The sequence below is a fragment of the Actinoalloteichus hoggarensis genome, from assembly GCF_002234535.1.
Taxonomy (GTDB): Bacteria; Actinomycetota; Actinomycetes; order Mycobacteriales; family Pseudonocardiaceae; genus Actinoalloteichus_A; species Actinoalloteichus_A hoggarensis.
Map to the genome: position 1 here is coordinate 1,665,471 of NZ_CP022521.1, position 23,237 is coordinate 1,688,707.

The 23,237-nt window shown below is 70.7% G+C and carries 22 protein-coding genes; 9 read left to right on the forward strand and 13 right to left on the reverse strand.

The window, feature by feature from the left end:
* Window positions 1-9: 9 nt before the first annotated feature.
* The 6 genes from AHOG_RS07440 to AHOG_RS07465 all read right to left on the reverse strand — a co-directional run bounded on the left by AHOG_RS07440 (window position 10) and on the right by AHOG_RS07465 (window position 6,748).
* On the reverse strand, window positions 10-966 hold the full coding sequence (locus AHOG_RS07440) for a mechanosensitive ion channel family protein (RefSeq protein WP_093944251.1): 957 nt from the start codon (window positions 964-966) through the stop codon (window positions 10-12).
* A 73-nt stretch (window positions 967-1,039) separates the two neighbouring features.
* Complete coding sequence (locus tag AHOG_RS07445; RefSeq protein WP_093940689.1) at window positions 1,040-1,819, reverse strand: ESX secretion-associated protein EspG; 780 nt, start codon at window positions 1,817-1,819, stop codon at window positions 1,040-1,042.
* 115 nt (window positions 1,820-1,934) lie between these two features.
* Complete coding sequence (locus AHOG_RS29030; RefSeq protein WP_169725782.1) at window positions 1,935-3,338, reverse strand: PPE domain-containing protein; 1,404 nt, start codon at window positions 3,336-3,338, stop codon at window positions 1,935-1,937.
* A gap of 1 nt (window position 3,339) precedes the next feature.
* A complete protein-coding gene (locus AHOG_RS07455; RefSeq protein ID WP_093940690.1) occupies window positions 3,340-3,978 on the reverse strand; it encodes a DUF3558 domain-containing protein in 639 nt (212 codons plus the stop codon).
* Window positions 3,975-4,346, reverse strand: a complete 372-nt coding sequence (locus AHOG_RS07460; protein WP_093940691.1) for a hypothetical protein — start codon at window positions 4,344-4,346, stop codon at window positions 3,975-3,977. Before AHOG_RS07460 ends, AHOG_RS07455 begins: the two co-directional genes overlap by 4 nt.
* Window positions 4,347-4,627: 281 nt before the next feature.
* Window positions 4,628-6,748, reverse strand: coding sequence for a prolyl oligopeptidase family serine peptidase (locus AHOG_RS07465; RefSeq protein WP_093940692.1), 2,121 nt, complete (start codon window positions 6,746-6,748; stop codon window positions 4,628-4,630).
* 214 nt (window positions 6,749-6,962) lie between these two features.
* Here AHOG_RS07465 and AHOG_RS07470 point away from each other — a divergent pair, with 214 nt between their 5' ends.
* Window positions 6,963-7,634, forward strand: a complete 672-nt coding sequence (locus tag AHOG_RS07470; protein ID WP_184450917.1) for an HNH endonuclease — start codon at window positions 6,963-6,965, stop codon at window positions 7,632-7,634.
* 27 nt (window positions 7,635-7,661) lie between these two features.
* Here the strand turns inward: AHOG_RS07470 and AHOG_RS07475 are convergent, their stop codons facing one another.
* Window positions 7,662-8,051: a hypothetical protein gene (locus AHOG_RS07475; RefSeq protein WP_157736700.1), complete on the reverse strand. Its 390-nt coding sequence runs from the start codon at window positions 8,049-8,051 to the stop codon at window positions 7,662-7,664.
* Between the two features lie 693 nt (window positions 8,052-8,744).
* Here AHOG_RS07475 and ctaJ point away from each other — a divergent pair.
* Both ctaJ and AHOG_RS07485 read left to right on the forward strand, forming a co-directional pair.
* Complete coding sequence (ctaJ, locus tag AHOG_RS07480) at window positions 8,745-9,026, forward strand: aa3-type cytochrome oxidase subunit CtaJ (RefSeq protein WP_093940694.1); 282 nt, start codon at window positions 8,745-8,747, stop codon at window positions 9,024-9,026.
* Complete coding sequence (locus AHOG_RS07485; RefSeq protein ID WP_093944253.1) at window positions 9,013-9,504, forward strand: DUF5130 family protein; 492 nt, start codon at window positions 9,013-9,015, stop codon at window positions 9,502-9,504. The genes ctaJ and AHOG_RS07485 overlap by 14 nt, the downstream gene beginning before the upstream one ends.
* Before the next feature lie 59 nt (window positions 9,505-9,563).
* Here AHOG_RS07485 and pepN read toward each other — a convergent pair whose 3' ends face one another.
* A complete protein-coding gene (gene pepN, locus AHOG_RS07490; RefSeq protein WP_093940695.1) occupies window positions 9,564-12,122 on the reverse strand; it encodes an aminopeptidase N in 2,559 nt (852 codons plus the stop codon).
* 180 nt (window positions 12,123-12,302) lie between these two features.
* On the opposite strand from pepN, the gene AHOG_RS07495 reads away from it, so the two are divergent.
* Together AHOG_RS07495 and AHOG_RS07500 are read left to right on the forward strand one after the other, a co-directional pair.
* On the forward strand, window positions 12,303-12,932 hold the full coding sequence (locus tag AHOG_RS07495) for a mycothiol-dependent nitroreductase Rv2466c family protein (protein ID WP_093940696.1): 630 nt from the start codon (window positions 12,303-12,305) through the stop codon (window positions 12,930-12,932).
* Between the two features lie 114 nt (window positions 12,933-13,046).
* Entirely contained in the window at window positions 13,047-14,477 is a 1,431-nt protein-coding gene (locus AHOG_RS07500; protein ID WP_093940697.1) for an aldehyde dehydrogenase family protein, read from the forward strand.
* Window positions 14,478-14,496: 19 nt separating this feature from the next.
* Here the strand turns inward: AHOG_RS07500 and AHOG_RS07505 are convergent, their stop codons facing one another.
* From AHOG_RS07505 to AHOG_RS07515, 3 genes are all read right to left on the reverse strand, one after another.
* Complete coding sequence (locus tag AHOG_RS07505) at window positions 14,497-15,384, reverse strand: hypothetical protein (protein WP_093940698.1); 888 nt, start codon at window positions 15,382-15,384, stop codon at window positions 14,497-14,499.
* Window positions 15,385-15,729: 345 nt separating this feature from the next.
* Window positions 15,730-16,554, reverse strand: a complete 825-nt coding sequence (locus tag AHOG_RS07510) for an MBL fold metallo-hydrolase (protein WP_093940699.1) — start codon at window positions 16,552-16,554, stop codon at window positions 15,730-15,732.
* A gap of 183 nt (window positions 16,555-16,737) precedes the next feature.
* Window positions 16,738-17,502: a 2-phosphosulfolactate phosphatase gene (locus AHOG_RS07515; protein WP_093940700.1), complete on the reverse strand. Its 765-nt coding sequence runs from the start codon at window positions 17,500-17,502 to the stop codon at window positions 16,738-16,740.
* Between the two features lie 113 nt (window positions 17,503-17,615).
* On the opposite strand from AHOG_RS07515, the gene AHOG_RS07520 reads away from it, so the two are divergent.
* The 3 genes from AHOG_RS07520 to AHOG_RS07530 are packed head-to-tail and all read left to right on the forward strand — an operon-like array spanning window position 17,616 to window position 19,268.
* Entirely contained in the window at window positions 17,616-18,089 is a 474-nt protein-coding gene (locus AHOG_RS07520; protein ID WP_093944254.1) for a ribose-5-phosphate isomerase, read from the forward strand.
* A gap of 4 nt (window positions 18,090-18,093) precedes the next feature.
* A complete protein-coding gene (locus tag AHOG_RS07525; protein ID WP_093940701.1) occupies window positions 18,094-18,459 on the forward strand; it encodes a hypothetical protein in 366 nt (121 codons plus the stop codon).
* On the forward strand, window positions 18,459-19,268 hold the full coding sequence (locus AHOG_RS07530) for an Fpg/Nei family DNA glycosylase (protein WP_093944255.1): 810 nt from the start codon (window positions 18,459-18,461) through the stop codon (window positions 19,266-19,268). Before AHOG_RS07525 ends, AHOG_RS07530 begins: the two co-directional genes overlap by 1 nt.
* Before the next feature lie 640 nt (window positions 19,269-19,908).
* Here AHOG_RS07530 and AHOG_RS07535 read toward each other — a convergent pair.
* The gene (locus tag AHOG_RS07535) at window positions 19,909-20,667 is read right to left on the reverse strand and encodes a hypothetical protein (protein WP_093940702.1); all 759 of its coding nucleotides are present in this window, start codon (window positions 20,665-20,667) and stop codon (window positions 19,909-19,911) included.
* Between the two features lie 236 nt (window positions 20,668-20,903).
* Window positions 20,904-22,124 (reverse strand): GNAT family N-acetyltransferase, encoded by a 1,221-nt coding sequence (locus AHOG_RS07540; protein ID WP_093940703.1) that lies wholly within the window; start codon window positions 22,122-22,124, stop codon window positions 20,904-20,906.
* A gap of 247 nt (window positions 22,125-22,371) precedes the next feature.
* On the opposite strand from AHOG_RS07540, the gene modA reads away from it, so the two are divergent.
* The gene (modA, locus tag AHOG_RS07545; RefSeq protein WP_093940704.1) at window positions 22,372-23,181 is read left to right on the forward strand and encodes a molybdate ABC transporter substrate-binding protein; all 810 of its coding nucleotides are present in this window, start codon (window positions 22,372-22,374) and stop codon (window positions 23,179-23,181) included.
* Window positions 23,182-23,237 lie beyond the last annotated feature (56 nt).

The following is a 23,237-nucleotide window of genomic DNA, read 5'->3' on the forward strand; positions in this document are numbered from 1 at the left end:
TCTACGCCGTCATCCCTGGTAGAACGGACGGCCAGAGGGATAGGGCGCGCTGATCTCGGCGCGGTCGAACGCCGCCTTGATTCGGGCGCGCAGGGCCCGCGCCACGGCCCACTGCCTGCCGGGGCGTACCTTGATGGTCAGCCGGATCGTGATCGTGTCCGGCGTGATCTGATCCACGCCGAGCATCTCCGGCGGTTCCAAGACGCTCTCCGCCAGGGGAGCCTGGGCCGCCGCCTCGGCGGCCGTCGCCTGTGCCAGCTCCAGCGCCGCGTCGACGTCCGCGGAGTGCGACAGAGGCAGGTCGACCACCGCGACCGCGTGACCCTGGCTGAAGTTGCCCACGCGCAGCACCTCGCCGTTGCGGACATACCAGACCGTGCCGCCGAGGTCACGCACCGTGGTGACGCGCAGTCCCACGGCCTCCACGGTGCCGATCGCGTCGCCGAGATCGACGATGTCGCCCACGCCGTACTGGTCCTCCAGCATCATGAAGATCCCGGACAGGAAGTCCCGAACCAGATTCTGTGCGCCGAAACCGATCGCCACGCCCAGTACACCCGCGGAGGCGATGATCGGCGCCATCTGGATGCCCAGCTGATCCAGCGAGAGGATCAGGGCGAAGCCGTAGACCACGAACGACGTGATGGACTTCAGCACCGAGCCGATGGTGCGAGCACGTTGGATGCGTCGCTCGGACAACAACGGCCCGAGCGCGTCGGGGGCCCGGTCACGCAGCGGCCTGAGCAGCGCCGGAATCTTCTGCTCACCGCTCATCCTCGTGGCGCGGCCGATGGCGCGATGCAGGATGAACCTGACCACGAAGGCCGCCAGGAAGATCAGCAGAATCTGGACGGCGGTGATCAGCGCGGGGGAGATCTGCGCGACGACGGCATTGTCGGTGAGCTCGTAGACCCGTTCGCACCAGGAGTCTTCTTCACGGGCGCAGTCGGGCGCCGCCGTGGGCATGAACACAGAGAGTCATGGTAATCGTGGTGCCCGCATCACGTCACGGGTCGGTGATCAGTCATGCACCCGGCTGTCACGAGGCGAGTCGCCCGGCCATCTCGGCCAGCCGGGAACCGAGGGCCCGGGCATTGGCGGGTGCCACGACCATCCAGTTCCGCCCGTCCGGACCGAGGGTCTCCTGCGCCATGTAGCGCCCGGGCGGCGGATCGAAGAAGCTGATCGCGTTGTCGACGCGATGCCGTTTCCCGAAGCGGTCCCGCCGCGCCACGTACAGCTGTCCCGCGCTGGCCCTCGGCATGGCCAGCAGCTGCTTCAGGGCCTTCATGTCCGCGCCGCCCGCTCCGCCCGGTGCGGCCTCGAAGCCGAACTCGCCCTCGCGGGCAGGCTCGGTGCCGCCGTCGCCGAAGGAGTCCTTCGGGAAGTTGAAGGAACGGCCGCGACCGCCCTGATTCGGCGGCAGCGCCGAGAGCAGCGCGTCGATGAGCCCGGTCGACCGGACCGGCTGGAGGGTCAGTTCGTCGTCGGCCATCTCGGCCAGCAGCGCCTGTTCGCCGCTGCCGAGGGCCAGCGCGGACCTCGTGTCCTTCTGACCATGGCTGAACCAGCCGTAGAACTCGACGTCCGGCCGCTTGATCAGCCGAAGGGCGTCGAGCAGATCCGGATGCGCCTCGCGGCCTCGGGCCAGGCCCAGCCCGCCGAGTTCCTGCCAGGCCTGTTCCACCAGCTCGCGACGCTCGTCGAAGGTGCGTCCCGGCGATCGGCTGTTCAACGCCAGATGCTTCTCCTCCAGCCGTTCCTGCTCCCAGAGCACGTCATAGGCGAGGTTGGAGATGGTGATCCTGCTGCGCAACATCGTCGCTCCCGACTGGGTCCTTCACCGGACGGCGGTGGCGCGCCGCCCGTCCCTGGGGCGTCGGTGTCACCCGAGATGAGGCGAGTGACACCGACGCCCGTGGAATGCGTCCGTCTCAGCGGTAGTTCGAGGGCGGGGTCTCGCCGAGGACCGCAGGCGCCACTCGTTGGCCGTCGCCGAACACGTCGTCGGTCTCGACCAGGTAGTCGGCGCGCTTGTGCTCCTTGTCGTCCTCGCCGTCCTGAGCCTGGCCGCCGCGTCCGCCGCCTGCCATGCCGCCGCCTGCCATGCCGCCTGCGCCGCCGCCGCCGGGTCCGAAGCCGCCGCCTGCCGGTCCGAAGCCGCCGCCGCCGGGTCCGAAACCGCCGCCGCCGGGTCCGAAGCCGCCGGGCATCCGACCGCCCATTCCCCCACCCGCGCCGCCGGGTCCGAAGCCGCTGCCGCCGCCGGGTCCGAAGCCCCCGCCGCCGGGACCGCCCGGGCCGCCGAAGCCGCCCGGCAGCCGGAACCCGCCGGGTCCGCGCCCGCCACCGGGTCCGCCCGCGCTGCCGCCGATGCCGCCGCCCGACCCGCCGGGCGGAACGAATCCGCCGGGACCATTCGGCCCGCCGGGGTTGTAAGGCCCGCCAGGCATATTGGGTCCGTTCGGCCCGGGGAGGCCGCCGGGAAGATTCGGATTCGGCGTGCTCGGGATGTTGGCGTCGGGACTGATCGACGGCGGCGGCTGCGGTGAGGTCCCGGGCGGGGTGAAGCCGCCGCCTCCGCCCCCTCCGCCGCCTCCGGTACCGCCACCGGTGCCGCCGCCACCGTTGGGCAGCTCACCGGGCGGCGTCCAGCCTCCGCCTCCGCCTCCGCCTCCACCTCCGCCTGCGCCGCCCCCGCCGCCAGACGGGAGCGAGCCGAGGCCGCCGCCACCGGTGCCTCCGCCACCGGAGCCACCGCTACCGTTGCCCCCACCCGGATTGACCCCGAGGGTGTCGGCGCCCTTCATCGAGATCTGCACCTCGGCGGGCTGCTCGAACACCGGAAGATTGTTGACGTTCTCCGAGGTGTCCATGCCATAGGCGTTGTACGCGGCGACGTTGGCGCTGTTCTGCTCCTGGTTGGCCTCCTTCTTACGGTCGTAGTCGATCTCCCACGGCACCGGGCTGTACCAGGGCTCGTCCGGCACCTCCGGCGGCTTCTCGATGTTGCGTGCCGCCGTCCGGAACGCGCCACTCTGCGCGGCGACCTTGTAGGAGACGTCGGTGCAGGTCTGTTCCGCGTGCACGGCGTACTCGCTGAACGGCCGGATCGTGTTCCCCGCACTGTCGGCCGCCGTGCCGGACCAACCGACCTGGGCCGCCTCGACAGCCCGATCGATGGTCTCCTGCACGTCGCGGTACTCCAAGCCGATCTCATGCCAGGCCTGGTAGTTCTCGTCGGTGGTGTTCTCGGGGCCGCTCGCGTTGGTGTGGAACCAGGCGTAGATCTCGTCGCCGTCGACCGCGCGGCACTGTGGGACGATGGGGCCGGTCACCTCAGATCCCCCCTTGAATATTCTCGATTATCATCGCCGCCACCTCGTCAACCTTTCCGCAGGGGTTGCTGTAGGCGTCGACGTCATCGTCGGAGATGTAGATACGAACGCTCAAGGTGCTGTCGGCCGTGAGATCGACGTAGGTGCCGCACTGACCTTCGGGCTCATGCGGAAGAGTGTCGTGATGGATGGCAGGACGCCCTGCGATCTCGACATCAGTCTCGACATAGGGGAAGGGCGCTTCTCGAAGGCGTTCGATTCCACCTGTTACCTGATCATGGGCGACGATGAGTCGATTGATCGATTCATTCTGACGGTTGGACCACGAGCATTCGAGAATGTCGTCGACCGGGCTCACCTCAGCCTCGCCCGGCTCCGTGAGGCCGTAGGCCGTGAGCTGATCAGGTGTGACGAACAGACATGGATCTTCCGTGGCACGACCAGGATCGAGGTCTTCGACTGCACGCTCGGCCTCAGAGGTGCTCGTGTCGTCTGGTGACCCGTCGATCTGGCTTGTGGGGGGTGTCTCGGTGGCGGTGTCTGCGGCAGTGCCTTCGCCCTCGGTCTGGCTGGAACAACCAGTCAGAGCAAGCAGACCGATCGCTGTGGCGCAGAGAGTGCTGCGCAGGGTGCGGTTCATACGTCGATGTTTCCGATCTGCGAGTTCTCTTCTTCAATGCGCCGGTACTCGTTGAGAGTCTGGGTGAGATTGTCGATGGTATTCTCTAGTGCGTCACGAAACGCTTTGTTGGCGATGGCGTGGGCGCCGTCCGCACCCATCGCACGCTCGGTGATCAGTCGGACCGCACCCTCGCTGTAGTCGTCCCCACCCGGAGGCGAAAGGCGGGCGAACCGCCGACTGGCATGGTTGTCGATCGTCTCCAGCTTCTCGATCGCCTCGTTCAGCCCGTCGATCAACTTCTGGATGTTCTCCGGGTCGACCTCGAACGATCCGCCGCTGACCGCCGGACCGGGGCCCGGATCGGCTGGATAACCGCGGTCTTCCATGGTGCTGCCTTCCGACTCGTCGCGCCCTCGTCGCCGTTGGGACGTCCACCGGCGACCGGTGGTTCCCGTGGCTGCTCGACCCCCTGGCGCCACCGAGCCCGTCCGGACGGCGGCCTGTCGAGCGCTCCCTCAAGATTAATCCATCGAACCGACGGAGATCACGGCAATACGAACCCTCGACGGAAGCGATCGCGCCGCGATCTCGGGCCGTGCCGTGCCGTGCGATCGGCCGTGGTGGTGGACGATCGGCGTGGGTCGGTCGGCCTGCGCGCGTTTCGTGCTCAGCCGCCGGTCAGGTCGAGTCCGGTCTGTGCCGCGAGGAAGGCGAGTTGGTCCGCGGACAACGCGACGGCCTGGCTGACCGAGCGGGCTCCGTGACCGACCTCGGTCTCACGCCGCAGGAGCACCGGGCGCTTCTCCGGATCGCCCGCCGTGGCGTGCTGCAGCGCGGCACACATCTTGCGGGCATGGCAGGGGTCGACCCTGCTGTCCGAGTCGAAGACGGTGAACAGCACCGACGGGTACTCCACGCCTTCGACGACGTGGTGGTACGGCGAATACCCCAACAGCCAGCCGAGCTCTTCGGGATCGTCGGCCGTGCCGTACTCGTCGTTCCACGTCCGACCGAGGAGGAACCGTTCGTAGCGGACCATGTCCAGCAGCGGGGCGGAGCAGACGACGGCCCGGTAGAGATCCGGTCGCTGCGTCAACGCCGCCCCCACCAGCAGACCGCCGTTGGAGCCGCCCATGATCGCGAGCTGCTCGGGAGTGGTCCATCGACGGGAGACCAGCTCGTCGGCGGCGGAATGGAAGTCGTCGAAGACGTTCTGCTTCCGGTCGCGCATGCCCGCCTGATGCCAGGACTCGCCCTCCTCGCCGCCGCCGCGAAGCGAGGCCGTCGCCCAGATACCGCCCGCCTCGACCCAGGCCAGGGCGGCGGAGCTGTAGGCGGGCCTGCGACTCACCGAGAAGCCGCCGTATCCGGTCAGGATCGCGGGCCTGGGCATGGACACGGCGCCGTCCGGGCTGACGAGGAAGAGTCGGACGGGTGTGCCGTCCGCGGAGCGGTACACGATCTGCTCGCTGCGTACCGAGGGCGGCGTCACGGAGCCGGGAGCCGCCTCGACCAGATCCTCTCGGCCGGACTCCGCCCAGTAGCCCCGGACGCCCGCCGGGGTCAGGAAGTCGGTCCAGCCGAACCAGAGGCGGTCGCCCTCGGCGTCGGTGCGGGGGTCGACGGTGGACAACGCCGTCACGGTGCCCGGGCCGGGCAGCGGGACCGAGCCCGTCTGTTCACCGGTACCCGGATCGTGCAGTGCCAGCTCGGACACCGCGTGTCGGGAACGCAGGACGACGAGCCGTGCGGGCACCCGCTCGGTGCCGGGCAGCCAGGCCACGCCGCTGAGCACCGAGTCGACGTCCTCGGCGATCAGCTCCGACCAGTCCGCGCGGTCCGGCCTGGCCGGGTCGGCGACGCAGAGCCGCCAGCGAGGCGCGTCGAGCGTCGTCAGCAGGTACAGCCTGCCGTCCGGGTTCACCCAGGCATGGAGCATTCCCTCGTCGCGCTCATCGCAGATCTGTCGCAGCTCGCCCGTCGCGGTGAGGTCGGCGAGCCAGGTGGAGTTGCGCGGGGCGGTGCCGGGGCGCGCGTCGACGACCAGCCAGCGCCCGTCCGCGGACACTCGTACGCCGTAGTAGTTGGTCAGGTCGAGTCCGGCGCCGTGGACCTCCACGTCGGTCGCGGCGTCCTCGCCGACCCGGTGCAGCCAGACCCGCCGATGAAACTGCTCCTCGCCCTCGGGCACGTCCGCGGGCGGGAGCCGTCGCACGTAGTAGAACTCCCGGCCGCCGGGCAGCCAGGCCACGGGCGAGTACCGGCAGCGGTCGATCGGTCCGTCGAGGACCTCCCCGGTCGCCACGTCCATGACATGGAGCAGGGAGTGCTCGTCGCCGCCCACGGACAGCTGATAGGCGAGGAGGGTCCCCTCGAGGCTCGGCGACCAGGTGTCGAGGGTCGTGCGCCCGGTGGGGTCGAGTCGGTTCATGTCGAGCAGTGCGCGCTCGGTGACGGCGCCGTCGGCCGTCGTCTCCCGGACGTGCAGGACGGCGTGGTCGTCCTCAGGAAGCCTCCGGGTGAAGAAGGCCCGGCCCGCGCGCCAGACGGGGGCGGACACCGAGCCCGCGCCGGTCAGCTCGGTCAGCCGGTCGGCCAGCCGTTCGCGGCCGGGCAGCGAGCCCAGCATGCTCGCGGCGAGCGTGTCCTGCGCCTCCTGCCAGGCCGTCGTGGCGGGGTCCTCGGCGTCCTCGAGTCCGCGGTAGGGATCGGCGACGGTTCTGCCGTGCAGCGTCTCGACGACGTTCTCGCGTACTGCATCGGGGTAGATCGGCGGGTCAACGGCCACGCCCGCACTCTAGAGAACGGCTCGTCGGTCGCTGGTGGCGCGGTCACGGCGGCCCTGGACCGCCCGCAGACCTCCTGACCACGGTCGTTCGCATCACATTCGCCCCCTCTCGCCGTGCCCGGGGGCGGGTGTTCATCGACCGGTCGGCGATTCAGGAGTGCGCGACCGGCCGAAAGTGTGGTCGACTGGTTTCCGTACCGGTGGAGGTGGTTGCGTGCCAGACCGACAACCCACTTCGATCGGCGCTCCTGCGGAGTGGGCGCCGACCGCTGTCGTACGCCCGGCGAGTCCCAGAGTCTGTCCGCCGAGCATCGTCAGAGCCGATCCGACTCCGCCCGCGCAGGCCGCGCCCGCCGGGGAGACGTCCTCGCCCTGGTCCAGGCGGCAGGTCCTGCTGCTCAACGCGACCTACGAGCCGTTGGCGGCGTTGCCGCTGCGTCGAGCGGTCGTCCTGGTGATCTGTGGCAAGGCCGAGGTGGTGCACGACGACCCGCAGGGGCTCGCGGTGCATTCAGTGCACGTCAGCCAGTCCGTTCCGTCCGTGATCCGGCTCAGCCGGTTCGTCCGGGTGCCGTATCGCGGCCGGGTGCCGTTGACGCGCGCCGCGTTGATGCTGCGGGACCGCTATCGCTGCGCCTACTGCCGAGGCAGGGCGGAGACGGTGGACCACGTGGTCCCGCGGAGCCGGGGCGGCAGTCATTCCTGGGAGAACTGCGTGGCCTCGTGCGCGCGGTGCAACCATCGCAAGGCCGACCGGCTCCTTCGTGAACTGGGATGGCGACTGCTCACGACTCCTCGGGCACCCTCCGGGCCTTACTGGCGGCTGCTGGCCGGCGGCGAGACCGACCCGCTGTGGCTGCCTTACCTGGGCGAACCCGCCGCCTGAGGAATCGATGTGTGAGTCGGGAAGCGATCAGCGCCCGCTCGGGGTGACCCGTACGCCCGCCTGCGGACCGCATCGGGTCACACGTACCCCGCGACAGGTGGCGCGGACCCGCTGCCGGGTGACGCGGACGCCGTTCTCGGGCAGCTGCCCGGTGACGCGGACCCCGCCCGCGGCCGACGCCCGGGTGACGCGCACGCCTGCCGCCTGCGAGCCTCGGGTGACGCGGACGCCTGCCTCGGGCAGCGCTCGGGTGACCCGCACGCCCGCCTCGATATCGCGCCGGGTGACCCGCACACCCGCCTCGGGGCCCTGCCGGGTGACACGCACACCCGCCGCCGGCTCACGCCGCCTGATCTCGCCGCCCTCGGCCGCGCTCATGACCCAGACGCCGGAGACCGGCAGCGGGAGCCTGGTCACGCGGACACCGCACCGTGGACGGGACCTGGTGACGCGGACGCCGAGCGCGGTCGGCAGCCCGGACGGCGTCGAACCGGTGCGCGTGACCCGCACCCCGCCGGACGGCGTCGAGCGCGTGACCCGGACGCCCGCTCTCGCGGCGGGCTCGTCAGCACGGAGAGTCGTTGTCGCGCTGTGCGGTGCGGTAGGACGGCTACCGCCGGGACGGGTGGTTCCCTTGCTCCAAACGTGAATGTTGAAAGACATGGTGTCATCTCCTTGACGTCGATCCGGGCGGATCTTTCGCCTACTGGATGTGTGCAAGACCCGTACAGGTGAAAGTAGAAGCCTGAGCGGACCTGGACAAGCCGCCAATGTGAGTGGCATTCACCCCCTTCTGGTTCGGGTCCGAACGGGGGAGTCTGCTGGTCCGACCGAGTGATCCGAGCCGGGTTGACTCCGTGATGGAGGATTACCCCTCGTAGCGGGCGTATAAGCGCTCGAACGCCTAGAGTGACGATAGATGACAATGCGTGCTCGTCGTGGCGACGGGGATCGGCCGGGCGTACGCCGGGGCGGGGCCGAGAGAGCGGCGGGCCGCTCGAGGCGGGCCGCGTCGGCGAGCGCGGCGACAGACGGCCGCCCGCCGCCGATCTCAGTCGACCGTGACACGCAGACACCCTGGTGGTCGACTCGTGGGCTACCGTACGTGGCGTGACCGTAGTGGAGACAATCCTCGTCTTCGTGCTGATCCCCTTGGTGATCTACGGCGTGGTGATGATGCTGACCCTGCGGCAGAAGGCTGCTCGGGCTGCGCGCTACCGCCCCGGCCAGGAATGGGACTACCCGCCGGTGTGGTGGACCGCGAACCCCGCGGGTCTGAGCGACGCACAGCGAGCCAGGGCAGCCGCAGCCGAGGAGTACGACGACCAGGCAGCGCAGACCGACGCCTCGATCGCGTCGACGGCCAGGGGAGGTGCTCGTGGGAACTGGTGAGCTGACCCGCCGAGTGGAGATCGACGACGCCGACCTCGGCCTCGGCGCCGTGGTGACATCCACCGGCCGGGTGTCGGTGGCACGCAGGCTGACGCGCGACGAGCAGCCCGTGCTGCCGTTCACGCCGTCGCAGTTGGCGCGGCTCGACGAGGCGCTGACCCTCGCGGGCCGGTCCACCGGCCTGGATTTCAGCATCTATCTGGGCGGTCTCGGCGAGAACAGCCGGGCACGTGCGGAGGAGCTGCACGCCTCCATCGGGTCCGCGGCACGGGACGCCGTCCTGATCGCCGTGTCCCCGGCCGGCCGGGTGGTGGAACTGGTGACCGGTTCCGAGGCCGCACGCAGGGTGCCCAACCGGGGCTGCAAGCTCGCGGTGATGAGCATGGTCGCCTCCTTCAAGGAGGGCGACCTCGTCGGCGGGCTGCTCAGCGGCCTGCGGATGCTCTCCGACCAGGCGGGCAGCGAGCCGGACCGGTAGGAGTCCGCTGTCGACCGGGGCGGGAGCCTGTCAGGCCCCCGCCCCTCATGACATCGTGCTCAGTGGTCGTCGAAGGCTCGCGCGGCCAGCGCGCGCACGATCCCCGCCCGACCCTCGGAGACCAGCCTGCGCAGCGCGGGCGGATGGTCGCCTGCCAGCCAGGCGTCCGCGGCCTCCACGGTGCTCGCCCGCACCGCCCACGACGGGAACAGTCCGACGACGGCAGGCTGTGCCCGCTCGATCGACCGCCTGCGCCACACGTCGTCCACCTCGGCGAAATATCGCTGGACGTAGTCGGCCAGCAACTCCCGCTGAGCCGGATGCGAGAAGCCGTGGATGATCGCCTCGTTCACGGCATTGGGCAGCTCGTCATCGTGCACGGCCCGTCGCCACGCCTCGGCCTTGGCCTCCGCCGTCGGCCGCAGCGCACGGGCGCGCTCCGCGTGCCTGCGTCCGGTCGCGGTCGCGTCCCGGCGCAGCTCCGCCTCGATCTCGGCGGTGTCGGCCGCGCCGTGGGCCACCAGCGCGAGCAGCAGGCGCCAGCGCAGATCGGTGTCCACCGTCAGTCCGGGCAGTGGGTTCGAGCCGTCCAGCCAGCCCCGCAGGACCGTGAGCTGCTCCTCGGTGAGCACCGAGCCGGCCAGGGAGTTGACGAAGGCGAGCTGGTGGTCGGACCCCGGCTCCGCCGCTCGGGCGAGTTCGAGGACCCGGGTGGTCAGGCGCAGCCAGCCCTCGGGCGCCCACTCGGGGGCGGCGTAGGAGGACAACGCGGTCTGTGCCTGCATGAGCAGGCGCTGCGCCACCCCCACCTCGTCCTCGGCGTGCACGCCGCCGAGGACCAGCGCGACGAAGTCCCTCGCCTTGAGCTCGGCCTCCCGCGCCATCTCCCACGCCGCCGACCAGCACAGGGTTCGGGGCAGCGACTCCTCGATGTCGGCGATCCGGTCGATCAGCGCGGCCAGCGAGTCCGGGTCCAGCCGCATCACGCAGTAGGTGAGGTCGTCGTCGTTGACCAGCACGATCTTGCCGCGGGACACTCCGACGAGCTCGGTCACCTCGGTGCTCGGACCGGACACGTCCACCTCGGCGCGGTGGGTTCGGACGAGCTTCCCGCGTTCGTCCTCGTCGTAGATCCCGACGGCCAGTCGGTGGGTGCGCAGTTCACCCGCGCCGGGGTGAGCCGGTCCCTGCACGACCTCGAATCGGGTGAAGCGTCCCTCGTCGTCGAGTTCGAAACGCGGGCGCAGGGAGTTCAGCCCCGTCGTCTCGAGCCACTGTGCGCTCCACCAGGAGAGGTCCCGGCCGGAGGCCTCCTCCAACGCGGCCAGCAGATCCGCGAGCGTCGCGTTGCCCCAGGCGTGACGGGCGAAGTAGACCCGCAGGCCGGCGAGGAAGTTGTCGAGCCCGACATAGGCGACCAGCTGTTTGAGGACGCTCGCGCCCTTGGCATAGGTGATGCCGTCGAAGTTGACCTCGACGGCATGGGTGTCGGGGATGTCGGCCGCGACCGGATGCGTCGAGGGAAGCTGATCCTGGCGGTACGCCCAGGACTTCTCGATGTTGGCGAAGGTCGTCCAGGCCTGGGTGTACTCGGTGGCCTCGGACTGCGAGAGGACGCTCGCCCAGGTCGCGAACGACTCGTTGAGCCACAGGTCGTTCCACCAGCGCATGGTCACGAGGTCGCCGAACCACATGTGGGCCATCTCGTGCAGCACGGTCTCGCAGCGGCGCTCGTAGGAGTACCGGGTGACCCTCGATCGGAAGACGTAGTCCTCCAGGAACGTCACGCAGCCCGCGTTCTCCATGGCACCCGCGTTGAACTCCGGCACGAAGCACTGGTCGTACTTGCCGAACGGATAGGGCACGCCGAAGGCCTTGTTGTAGAACGCGAATCCTTGGCGCGTCTCGGTGAACAGGCGCTCGGCGTCCAGGTGCTCCGCGAGTGACGCCCGGCAGTACAGGCCCAGCGGGATGACGCCGTGCTCGTCCTCATACTCGGCTCGCCACTCCGCATAGGGGCCCGCGACCAGCGCCACCAGATAGGTGGACATCGGTCGGGTGGTCGCGAAGACGTGTCGGACGGCGGTGCCGATGGTCGTCGTCTCACTGATCTGATCGTTGGAGACGACCTTCCAGCTCGACGGCGCGGTGACCGTGAGCTGATACACCGACTTCAGGTCCGGCTGGTCGAAGCAGGCGAACATGAGTTTGGCGTCGGACGTCTCGAACTGCGTGTACAGATACACGCCGCCGTCGACGGGATCGACGAAGCGATGCAGGCCCTCACCGGTGTTCATGTATCGGCAGTCGGCGTGCACGACGAGCTCGTTCTCGGCGGCCAGGTCGGGCAGCGCGATGCCGTCCTCCTCGCGGTAGTCGCCGAGGTCGAGCTCGACGCCGTTGAGGACGGCGCGGTCGACCCGCTCGGCGACCAGGTCGATCCAGCTTCGCGCGCCTGCCTCCGCGGAGCGGAAGCGGACCGTGGTGACGGATCGGAAGGTCTTCTCGCCGGGACCGCCCTCGCCGTCGGTGAGGTCCAGGTCGATGGCATAGGACGTCACGCTCAGCAGCTCGGCCCGCTCGCGGGCGGCTTCGCGGGTCAGGTTCGGGGCGGGCAACAGATCACCTCGGTCAGCAGTCTGGGCAGGTCGCTGGCATCCAATCACGTCCGGCGGGGCCGAGGCAGTCGACCGACTGGGTCGGCTCCGTCGGGAATTCCGCCGGAGGCCCCATGGTTGTGGTTCACGTGCACCTTGACGGGTGACAGGCAGACTGAATTTCTTCTGAGGAGACGCTGCATGCCGCAGAACTCGAGCACGAACACGGCAGGGACCACGGTGGACTTCTGGTTCGACCCGCTGTGTCCCTTCGCGTGGATCACGTCGCGGTGGATTCTCGAGGTCGAGAAGGTGCGGGACATCGACCTGCGATTCCGGGTGATGAGCCTGTCCGTCCTCAACGAGGGCCGGGAGCTGTCCGAGAGCTACCAGGCTCTGATGGACCGGGCATGGGGCCCGGTGCGCGTCGCGATCGCGGTGCAGCAGCAGCACGGCCCGGAGGCGCTCGCCGCGTACTACACGGCCGTCGGCACGTCGATCCACGTCGAGCAGCAGAAGGACTACTCCGCCGCCGTCGCTCAGGGGCTCGCGGCGGTCGGCCTGCCCGCCGAGCTGATCGAGGCGGCCGATTCGACCGCCTATGACGAACGACTCCGGGCCAGCCACCATGAGGGCATGGACCCGGTCGGCGAGGACGTGGGAACCCCCACGATCCACATCGACGGCACCGCCTTCTTCGGCCCGGTGCTGACGCGGATTCCGCGGGGCGAGGAGGCGGGCCGGGTCTTCGACGGGGCCAGAATGCTGGCCGACTACCCGTACTTCTTCGAATTGAAGCGGACCAGGACGGGCGAGCTCGACTTCACCTGAGTCCCGATGCACCCCGCCCCCGGCACGAGACCGCCGAGGAGGGGTGCGTCACGGCGGCCGGATATGCCAGGCTCGATGTCGACGCACCGACCGCGGACAACTCGGGGAGGACCCATGGCGGCTCCGGCAACCGCTCGCACCGGTCATCTGATCGGCGGACGGGTGGTGATCGACGGCGCCGAGCGGATCGAGGTCGTCAATCCCGCCACCGAGCAGGTCATCGCCTCGGTCCCGGCCGGGGCCGTCGACGACGTCGACGCGGCCGTTCGCGCCGCCGCGGCCGCGTGGCCCGGCTGGGCGGCCGTCTCCGTCGCCGAACGGGCGGCGGCCGTGCGGCGGATCTCCGAGGGACTGGCGGCTCGTGGCGACGATCTCGCCGCCACCATCACCGCCGAGATGGGCTCGCCGATCTCCTTCGCCACGAAGGTTCAGGCCCGCCTGCCGGTGGCGACGTCGGCGGCCGTGGCCGACCTGCTGGAGTCCGGTTACGCGTTCGGCGAGGAGATCGGCAACTCGCGCATCGTCCGGGAGCCGGTCGGGGTCGTCGGCTGCATCACGCCGTGGAACTATCCGCTGCACCAGCTGGTGGCGAAGGTCGCGCCCGCGTTGGCCGCGGGCTGCACGGTCGTGATCAAGCCGAGTGAGATCGCGCCGCTGTCCGCCGGGATCTTCGCCGAGATCGTCGCCGCCGCGGGGATTCCGCCGGGCGTCGTCAACATCGTCCACGGCACGGGGCCGGTGGTGGGCGAGGCTCTCGTCACCCATCCGCTGGTCGACATGGTCTCGTTCACCGGCTCCGTCGCGGCGGGTGCCCGGGTCGCCGCGCTGGCGGCCGGGACGATCAAGAAGACGGCCCTCGAACTGGGTGGCAAGTCGGCGAACGTCATCCTGGACGACGCCGACCTCACCAAGGCGGTGAAGATCGGCCTGGCCAACTGCTTCATCAATGCGGGGCAGACCTGTACGGCCTGGTCACGGATGCTGGTCCCCGAGACGCTGCACGATCAGGCGGTGTCCCTGGCCGCGGCCGCCGCCGCCCGCTACACGCCGGGCGACCCGACGGACCCGGCCACCCGCATCGGGCCGCTGGCCTCGGCGACGCAACGGGATCGGGTGCTCGCGTATCTCCGGGACGGTGTGGCGTCGGGCGCCCGGCTCGTCGTGGGCGGCGCCGAGACGCCCGAACACCTCGATCGGGGCTTCTACGTGCGGCCCACCGTGTTCGCCGAGGTTCGGCCCGAGATGACCATCGCGCGTGAGGAGATCTTCGGTCCGGCGCTGGTGATCATGCCGTACCGCGACGAGGACGAGGCCGTCGAGATCGCCAACTCCACCGACTACGGGCTGTCCGGCGCGGTGTTCTCCGCGGATCAGGACCGTGCGCTCGCGGTGGCGGGGCGGATGCGCACCGGCCAGGTCGACGTCAACGGCGCGGCCTTCAATCCGATGGCGCCGTTCGGCGGTTACCGACGGTCCGGAGTGGGGCGCGAACTCGGTCGCTTCGGACTGGAGGAGTTCCTCGAGGTCAAGTCGATTCAGGTATGAGCCCGCCTCGTCGCGGGTGTCAGTCCGGCCAGTCCCAGCGCATGCCGTAGATGCCGGGGGCGACGTCGAGTTCGATGACGTGCGCGGTGTGCGACGCGCCGAGCGCGACCTCACGCACTCCCTGCTCCGGGGCGTCGGCGTTGGGCCGGTGGTACCGCAGGCAGCGGACGGGCAGCGCCTCCGGTCGAAATCCGACCTGGAGCACGTACTGGCGGGTGGGCATCGCGAAGCGGCGATCGTGGAACAACACGGGTTCGCCGGGCGGGCCGGTCACCTCGTACTCGAAGATGGTGGCCTCGCCCGCCGCGAGCACCCGGTCGAGTACGAGTTCGGCGACCATGAAGCCGCTCGGGTCGTGCACGACCTCGCCCAGCGCGCAGTAGCGGGTGGCGGTGATCGCGACGGAGCGCTCCGGTTCCGTGCGATAGACCAGGAAGCTGCGAGACACGTCGTCCACCGCCGCCTCCACGACCATCCTGGTGCGGACGGCCTCTTCGTCGCGCTGTGGCCCGACGAGCACGATGTCCTGAACGCTGAGCGGGCTGAGCTGATGGGGCGGCGGGACGTCGATGTGCGCCCGCAGTTCTCGGACGGTGTCGGGGTCCGTCCAGAGCTGATCGAGATCGACCGTTCCGTGGCTTCGGGTGACCCAGCGTCCCCGGGGGCGCCGGGGGCCGAGCAGGCCGGTGAGCGACTTCTCCGGAAGACCGAGCACGTCTTCCAGGATGCGTACTCCGCGCAGCGAGTCGGGCCGTTCCGGCCGGCTGCGGCCGTGGCGCCAGTAGCTGAGCGTGGTGAGGCTGACTCGTACTCCCCGGTCGGCCAGCCGTCGTTGCAGCCGGTCCAGGCTCAGGCCGCTCACCTCGATCGCGAGGCGGAGCGCGTCGCTGAACGGTCCGTGCTCCAAGGCCTCGGCGAGCTCGTCACGTCTGATCGACGAGTGGAGGCCGTCAGGTCGGGGCTGGTGTGCCTGCCGCGGCGGCGAGGACGGCGGTGGCGGCGGGGGAGACGGCGATGAAGGAGACGGCGGGTCGGGCGGTGGCACGTGTGGAGGTCGCCGGTCGCCCTGCATCGGGACCTCCTCGCATTCGTGGTGGGCAGCGACTGTCCGGCGGGCTGCGGTGCCCGGCCCCGGTCGACGTCGGCTGAGCGGCCCGCCTGCCGACCCGCTCACGATATCCGCCCGACACTCCGCCGCCTCGTTGCATCCTCAACTTGATCACGTGGTGGGACTCGGCGGGGATCGTCCTGGTCAGGCCAGGCGTGCCGCCGCGGCACGGACGACCGCTGCGCCGAACGGGTGGGTCGGTTCTTCGCCGGACGCGTCCGAGACTCCCCCGAGCGCCTCGGCCTGTTCCACCAGAGTGCGCAGTCCGGCCGCCTGTGTTCGGACGAACGCGGTGTCCACCGGATGGCCGTGTCCGGGAACGAAGCGGGTGCCTGCCGTCCCGCGTCGCGCGAGAGCCGTGGCGAGGTCCGCCCACTCGCGGGGGAACGAGTCCTCGACCGCGGGCGGCGCGCCCTGCTCGATCAGGTCTCCGGTGAAGACCACGTCGACGTCCGGCACGCTGACGATCAGGTCATGGTCGGTGTGTCCCCGACCGAGGTGTTCGAGCACGGCCGTGCGGCCGCCGAGATCGAGTTCGACGCGCTCACCCACCGTGTGATCCGGCGGCACGGCGGAGGAGGCGGCGAGATCATCGGCCAGGTCGGGCCTGCCCTGCTCGCGATAGCGGGCGGCCCACTCGTCGCGTTGTCTCGACGCGGTCGCCGTCAGCACCGCGGGCAGTCCGGCATGCGCCCAGACGGGGCAGGGCAGGAAGGGCTCGGTGCCGAAGCAGTGATCGAAGTGCGCGTGGGTGTAGACGACGATCCACGGCAGCGACGTCCGTTCCCGGATCGCCGCCGCCAGCGCCGTGCCCTGGCGGTGATCACCGCAGGTGTCGACGACCAGGCACGACCGGCTGCCGATGATCAGGCCGGTCGACAGGTCCAGCTCGCGATGCCGCCGCACCAGCACTCCAGCGGCGATCTCGCTCCACCAGGCGGCGGGATCGGCGGGCGGAGGTTGGCTCATGACTTCTCCTCTGGTCGTCCTCGGGCGCGTCCTGGCGAGGCTTCGGTGCTGCCGCGCCGTGGATCGGCGGGCTGCCGTCTCGTGACGCCGTCAAGTCTGCCGTCGCCCCGTACGGCGGAGGCGACACGTCCCGGCCGTGGTCGGGCCGCACGATCGGCGCACCGCGCATCGGGAGCTGCGAGGTCAGGTCGACGTCGCCGGGTGGACCAGGACGCCGTCCACGAGTCGCGGAGCGCATCGGCTGACGTCCAGGCGGCTCGCCTGTTCCACGTCGGCGGCGTAGCCGCCGTCCCGCAGCTCACGGCCGGACGTGCAGTCCGCGATCAGCGCGCCCAGCCGATCGCGGCAGCCCAGGAAGGACGCCTCGGCCACCGCCGCCTCGGGAGAACAGCCTGCGGTGGTGCCCCCGCTCAGGGCCGCGATCACCGCTCCCGCGCCCAGCAGGTCCTCCACGGCCACTCGCAGCGGCCCGTCGTCCACCCCCCAGCGCTCGCCCGCGGCGATCACCGCGATCGGAGCCCCGTTCGCGGACTCCAGGGCCCGGTGTGCCGTCGCGCTCGCGTTGCGCAGGCAGCCGACGAGCACCTCCACCCGCCGGGTCGCCGCCGCCGCACACAACGTGGCGCCGTTGGGAGAGGGCAGTGCGAGCAGGCGACCGGCGGGGAGATCGTGCAGGGACGTCGGACTCAGCGACCAGCCCGCACCGCCCCGGGGGCCTGCGAGGGTGGCGCCCGCGGCCGCCGCCGCCTCGGCGGCTCGTTCGTCCCGCCACCGAAGGGGCAGCACGCGCGCCCCGCGTCCGAGCGCGACGTCGACGGCCGTGCTGAACGACAGCACGTCGACGACGATCACCACCGCGCAGTCGTCGGCGAGGGCGGCGAGCCCCGCTTCTCCCCAGCCCGATCGGATCCGGTGGTGTTCCTGCCGGAGGACGTGCTCTGTGGTCATGCCGCCATCCAAGATCGGTTTTCGGTGACGCGCCAGGACCGATGCGGCCGAGGCGGGCCGCCGGAGCTCTCGCTCGTCGCCTCCGCCGCGGCGGCCATGGCAGACTGCCGGGCGTGCGTGTCTATCTCGGTGCCGACCATGCAGGGTTTCAACTCAAGATCGAGCTCGCCGACAGTCTTCGCGGTCTCGGCCACGACGTCGTCGACGTCGGTCCCCACGCTTATGACGCCGAGGACGACTACCCGGCCTTCTGCATCGAGGCGGCGCGGCGAGTGGTCGCCGACGACGGCAGCCTCGGCGTGGTGATCGGCGGCTCGGGCAACGGCGAGCAGATCGCGGCGAACAAGGTTCCCGGCGCCCGAGTGGCGCTGGCGTGGAGCCCGGAGACCGCGCGGCTGGCGCGAAACCACAACGACGCCCAGCTCATCGGCATCGGTGCTCGGATGCACACCAGCCAGGAGGCGATCGAGATCGTCACGACCTTCCTCGACGCGAGCTTCTCCGCCGAGGAGCGTCACGCTCGGCGGATCGGTCTGATCGCGGAGTACGAGGCCACCGGCACGCCGCCGCCGATGCCGACCGGCTGAGTCGATGGCCCTTCCCGATCGTCCGGTGCACCACTGGCTGGTCCCGCTTCTGGCGGTCCCAGCGACCGTTCTCGGCGTCGTCCTGCTCTACTACGGCCAGTCGGCGTTGGTGCCCGCGATGGCGGACGGGGTCGAGAACGTCTGCGGGGCACCGGACTGTGCGCTCGGCATCGGGGTGATGCTGTTCGTCGCGGGAGTGGCATCGGTTCTGGTGGCTGTGCTGCTGGCCGTCCTGTTGGGACGATCGCGAGCTCGAGGAGGCCGTACGATCGGCCTCCGTCTCGCCCTCCGTGATGCGGGCGCCGTGGCGGCGTGCGTGCTGTCGGGGTACGTCATCGTGTCGGTAGTGCTGTGGTGGATGATCGGCTGATGCCGGAAGGACACACCCTGCATCGTCTCGCCCGGCTGCATCAACGGCTCTTCGCAGGCGCACCCGTGCGGGTGAGCAGCCCCCAGGGTCGCTTCGCGGCCGAGGCCGCCCGCCTCGACGGAGTGATCCTCGGTGAGGCGCAGGCGCATGGGAAGCATCTGCTGCATCACTACGAGAACGGCCTGACCGTGCACGTCCACCTCGGGCTGTACGGCACGTTCGTCGAGCAGCCGCTGCCGGTGGCCGAGCCGACAGGACAGGTCCGGATGCGGATGATCGGTGCGGACCACTTCAGCGACCTGCGTGGGCCCACGGCCTGTCGAATACTCCTCGCCCCCGAGGTCGCGGCGTTGCGGGCGAGACTGGGACCGGACCCGTTGCGGCCGGACGCCGATCCGGAAGCGGCCTGGTCTCGCGTCTCGCGCTCGCGTTCCTCGATCGCGGCTCTGTTGCTGGACCAGTCCGTTCTCGCGGGCGCGGGGAACGTCTACCGCGCCGAGGTGCTGTTCCGACACGGAGTGCCGCCGATGCTCGCCGGGTCGCGCCTGAGCAGGCAGGACTGGGATGCGATCTGGGCGGATCTCGTGCTGCTCATGGAAGAGGGCGTCCGCACCGGGCGGATCGACACCGTGCGTCCAGAGCACGATCCCCACGTCATGGGAAGGGAGCCGAGACGGGATCGCCACGGCGGGGAGGTCTACGTCTATCGCCGGGCGGGGATGCCCTGCCTGATCTGCGGTGAGACCGTGCTGATGCGGGACCTGCAGGGCCGCAGGCTGTACTGGTGTCCACACTGTCAGGCAGGTTGACCGAGGCCGCGCCGCAGGCCTGCTCGACCCGCGGCGGCGACCACGGGTCTCGTCGGGCCGTCGGATGTCGTGGCAGCGGTCGCCTCGGACCGACGGCGGGTCCGGTCCGCCGTGTTCGGCTGTCGCTGCCTTCCGGCTCAGCCATGGTCGGCGTGCCGCCGTGGTCGTGTCCGTCGGCAGGGCGCCTGCCTTCCGGCTCGGGCTCGCGTCACGATCGGCGGGACCGGCGGAGTGGAATCGGAGACGGCCGCGAGCCGTGGTCCCGGCCTGCGGTGTGAGTCCCCGCCGCGAGAGTCCTCCGCGTGACGTGCCCCGAGAGTCCCGCCGCGAGTCGGGTGTCTCGCCCGCCGTGCGTTTCGGGTGGCGTAGAGCAGGCATCGGACGTGTGCCGAGGCCTCGATCGAAGTCGGGCGTGGAGGGGACCACACACCGACCCGGCGGGTGTCTGACGGCGGCACGTCGCGCGTCCTGCCCGGCGCGGCGCTCACCGCTCAAGCCGGGAGCGGTGCTCGACTCCGACCATGCGACGGCGAATGCCGTGTCACCCGGTGAGACCCAGGGTGACACGGCATCGTCGGTCATCGCGTCGTAGCTCGTTCGTCGTCGGCCGGCCTCGGGGCCCGCGGGCCGACGGCACGGATCAGAAGTCGCCGAAGTCCATGTCGCCGCCGCCGAAGTCGTCCCCGCCACCGAAGTCGTCGCCACCGGCGTCGGCCTCGGCATCAGCCTCGGCCTGTTCCTGACCCGCCTCGAAACCGTCCTGATAGCCGTCGCCATAGACGTCGGTGGGCACCCCGGACATGCCGGAGAACATGGCACTGAACAGCAGCGCAGAACCGAGGCCCCAGGCGCCCGCCACCAACGCGGGCTTCCACCACGGCTCGCTGTACCAGCCCTGCGGCACCGGCCTGCCCGCGACCTCGCCGCCGGGGTAGTAGTGGGAGGCGTGCTGGTTCGGCTCCGGGGAGGCGACCATCTGCCTGCCCTCGAACTCGACCTCGCGCTCCTCGGTGACCTTGCCTGCCCGCGTCTGACCGAAGAGGTCGGGCAGCTCGGGTCCGGGGTCGATGCCCATCGCGCTGCGCGCGGCCCGCACGTAGTACAGGCCTTCCATCGCCGTCTGCGTGACGAGGTTGCACTGCTCCGCGGTGTTGGCCTGCTCCATCTGCGAGCCTGCGGCCGTGTAGCGCTCGGAGGCATCGGCGAGGGCCTGCTTCGAGGCGTCGTTCGTGCCGGTGAGGTTGATCACCTGGCCGCCGAGGCGCTCGACCCAACGGCGGGCGTCGGCCTTCGCGTCGTCCAATTCCTGCTGGCGCTGCTTCGCGCGTCGTTGTGCGAACACCACCGCCCCACCGACGACCACGATCGCAAGGACGATCAGAACGATTGCGGTGCCCACGGAATCCTCCTGTTCTCGGTGCGGCTGTGCCGCGAACCCGACGATTCAGACGTTACCGGTTGCCGGTGTCGTCCGAGTCAAGGCCCCGACCGAGTCGATCTAGCCGGAAAGCCGGTGCCGGGACGGGGATCGGGCCGTCAGCGGGCCGGCATCGACCACTGTGGACTCCATTGTGGAGACGACGGGGCGGCCCCGTCCGGAGACCCCTCCGGACGGGCGGTGCGCCGGAGCCGCCGTCAGAAGTCGACGGTGCAATAGGGCACCGGATCGGTCAGGAACGCCCGGGACGCCTCGGCGACCGCGCCCGCGCGGTGTTCCGAGACGAGCCCGCTCGCGGCGAGCGTGCTCAGCCGAGCGGCTCCGAGGAAGACGGCGCCCAGATCGGCGATCCCGATCGTCAGGTCGGCCGGTTCCGAGGTGGCCGCCGCCGTGGCCGCCCCGGCCTCGTCGACGCGCAGCCGCAGGCGCCCGTCATTCCACGGGCAGCGCGGATCGAGTACTTCCAGCACGACGTCCAGCGGCGCGGAGTACCGGCGGGCGGCCAGCGCCCGGTCGACGTCCACCAGCCGCACCCACAGGGCGTCCACGGGCCTGCTCGCCGCCTGGCGCCGATCGGCCAGCAGACTGAAGAGCGGGTCCGTCGTCGGACACTTCGGGTAGCGGACTTCGCTGATCCAGTCGACGTCGAGCAGGTAACGCCACAGCGCGGCGTGGCCGACCGGGCTGGTCGAGAACAGTTCGAGGACGTGGAGCTGATACTCCGGCGCCGAGAAGGTGCCGCCGGGGTGCACGCGATAGACCGCGTAGCCCTCGGGATGCAGGGCGAAGTGCAGCCTGCTTCCGCCCCTGCTCCGCGTCGCCTGCGTGTCGGCCAGGGCGAAGTCCCAGTGGGACGCCGCACGCGACATCCATCCGGTGTGCCGCGCGCCCTGGTCGTACATCGCGGCGATCAGCGGCAGAGCCTGGGCTCGGGACGTCTCACGAACCCGGTCCTCTCCGAGATCCACCTCCGGGCGGAACGGGGCTTTGCCCGGCACCGTCACCCCGGCCCACTCGGTGGACACGCCGTAGCCGAATCGACGGTAGATGCCGCCCTCCGAGGCCCCCAGGCATGCGATCGGCTCCGCGCCCGACTCGTGCAGGCCGTGGAGCTGCGCGGTCATCAGTCTGCTCAGGATGCCGCGTCGGCGGTGGCCGAGCGCGGTCCCGACCCAGGTGACCGCGGCGACGGGGGCGGAGACGCCGCCGGGCAGCGTGAGCGATCTGGTCAGCGCGGCGGCGCTGCCGAGGAGTTCCGTGCCCTCGAACACGCCGTGGACGCGGTCGATCTCCAGGAATCGCCGGTTGATCTCCCAGAGCTCCGGGTCCTCCAGCAGGAATGCTCCGGACAGCACCGCGGCCAGCTGTTCGAAGTCGTCGTCGGTCAGGGTGCGGGTGCTCAGGTCGTCTCGGGTCATGGGCCTGTCCTACTCGGTGCCGAGGGGCACGACCAACTGAATTCGCGTCGGAGGTGTGGTGGTCCGAGCGCCCGCGGCTCCTGCCGCTCCACGGCGGCGGCCTCAGCGGGTGCCGTCGCGGCCGACGACCGCCCCGGAGTGGACATCCTCTCCCGTATCGCCGAGGATGCGGTTCGGCGCGGCGCGCGGCTCCGCATCTCCGTCTTCACCGCGGTACGCGCCGACGATGTCGCGGAGGTGAGGCGTGATGACACGGGCACTGTTCGGGCTCGCCCTCGGGTTATGCGTACTGGGATCGGCGGGCTGCGGCGCCGTGCCCGGGTCCGTCGACGGCGCCGCCGCCGACCGGTCCTCGTCGGGGTCCCCCGCCGACGGCGTGCCCGCGAGGCAGCTGACCGTCTTCGCCGCCGCCTCGCTCACCGAGGGCTTCACCGAGCTGGCTCGTCGGTTCGAGGAGGCCAATCCCGGTGTGTCGGTCCGGTCGAGCTTCGCGGGCAGCGGCACCCTCGTGCAGCAGCTCGAGCACGGCGCCCCGGCCGACGTCCTGGCCACCGCCGACGTCGTGACCATGGACCGGGCCGTCGAGGCGGGGCTGACGGGGACGGAACCGGTGGTCTTCGCGACGAACCGACTGCAGATCGCCGTGCCGCCGGACGACCCGGCGAACGTGACGCGCCTGGCCGATCTCGCGGCACCCGGGAACACCATCGCGCTGTGCGCGGTCGAGGTGCCGTGCGGCGCCGCCGCCGAAGAGGCCTTCGACCGCGCCGGATTCGAACCCGCCCCCGACACCCGAGAACAGGACGTCAAGGCGGTGCTGACCAAGGTCGTCCTCGGCGAGGCCGACGCGGGCCTGGTATACCGCACCGACGTCCACTCGGCCGGGGAGACCGTGCGCGGCATCGACTTCACCGAGGCCGACGAGGTCGTCAACGACTATCCGATCGCCGTCGTCGCGGACTCGCCGCAGGCACGGCTCGCTCGGGAGTTCCTGGACTTCGCGCGGTCCGAGACAGGTCATGAGGTGCTCGCCGACCTCGGCTTCGGCCCGCCGTGAACGGTGAGGCCAGGCGGGTCCGCCGCCGCTCCCGCGCCGTCCTCGGTGTCCCGCCG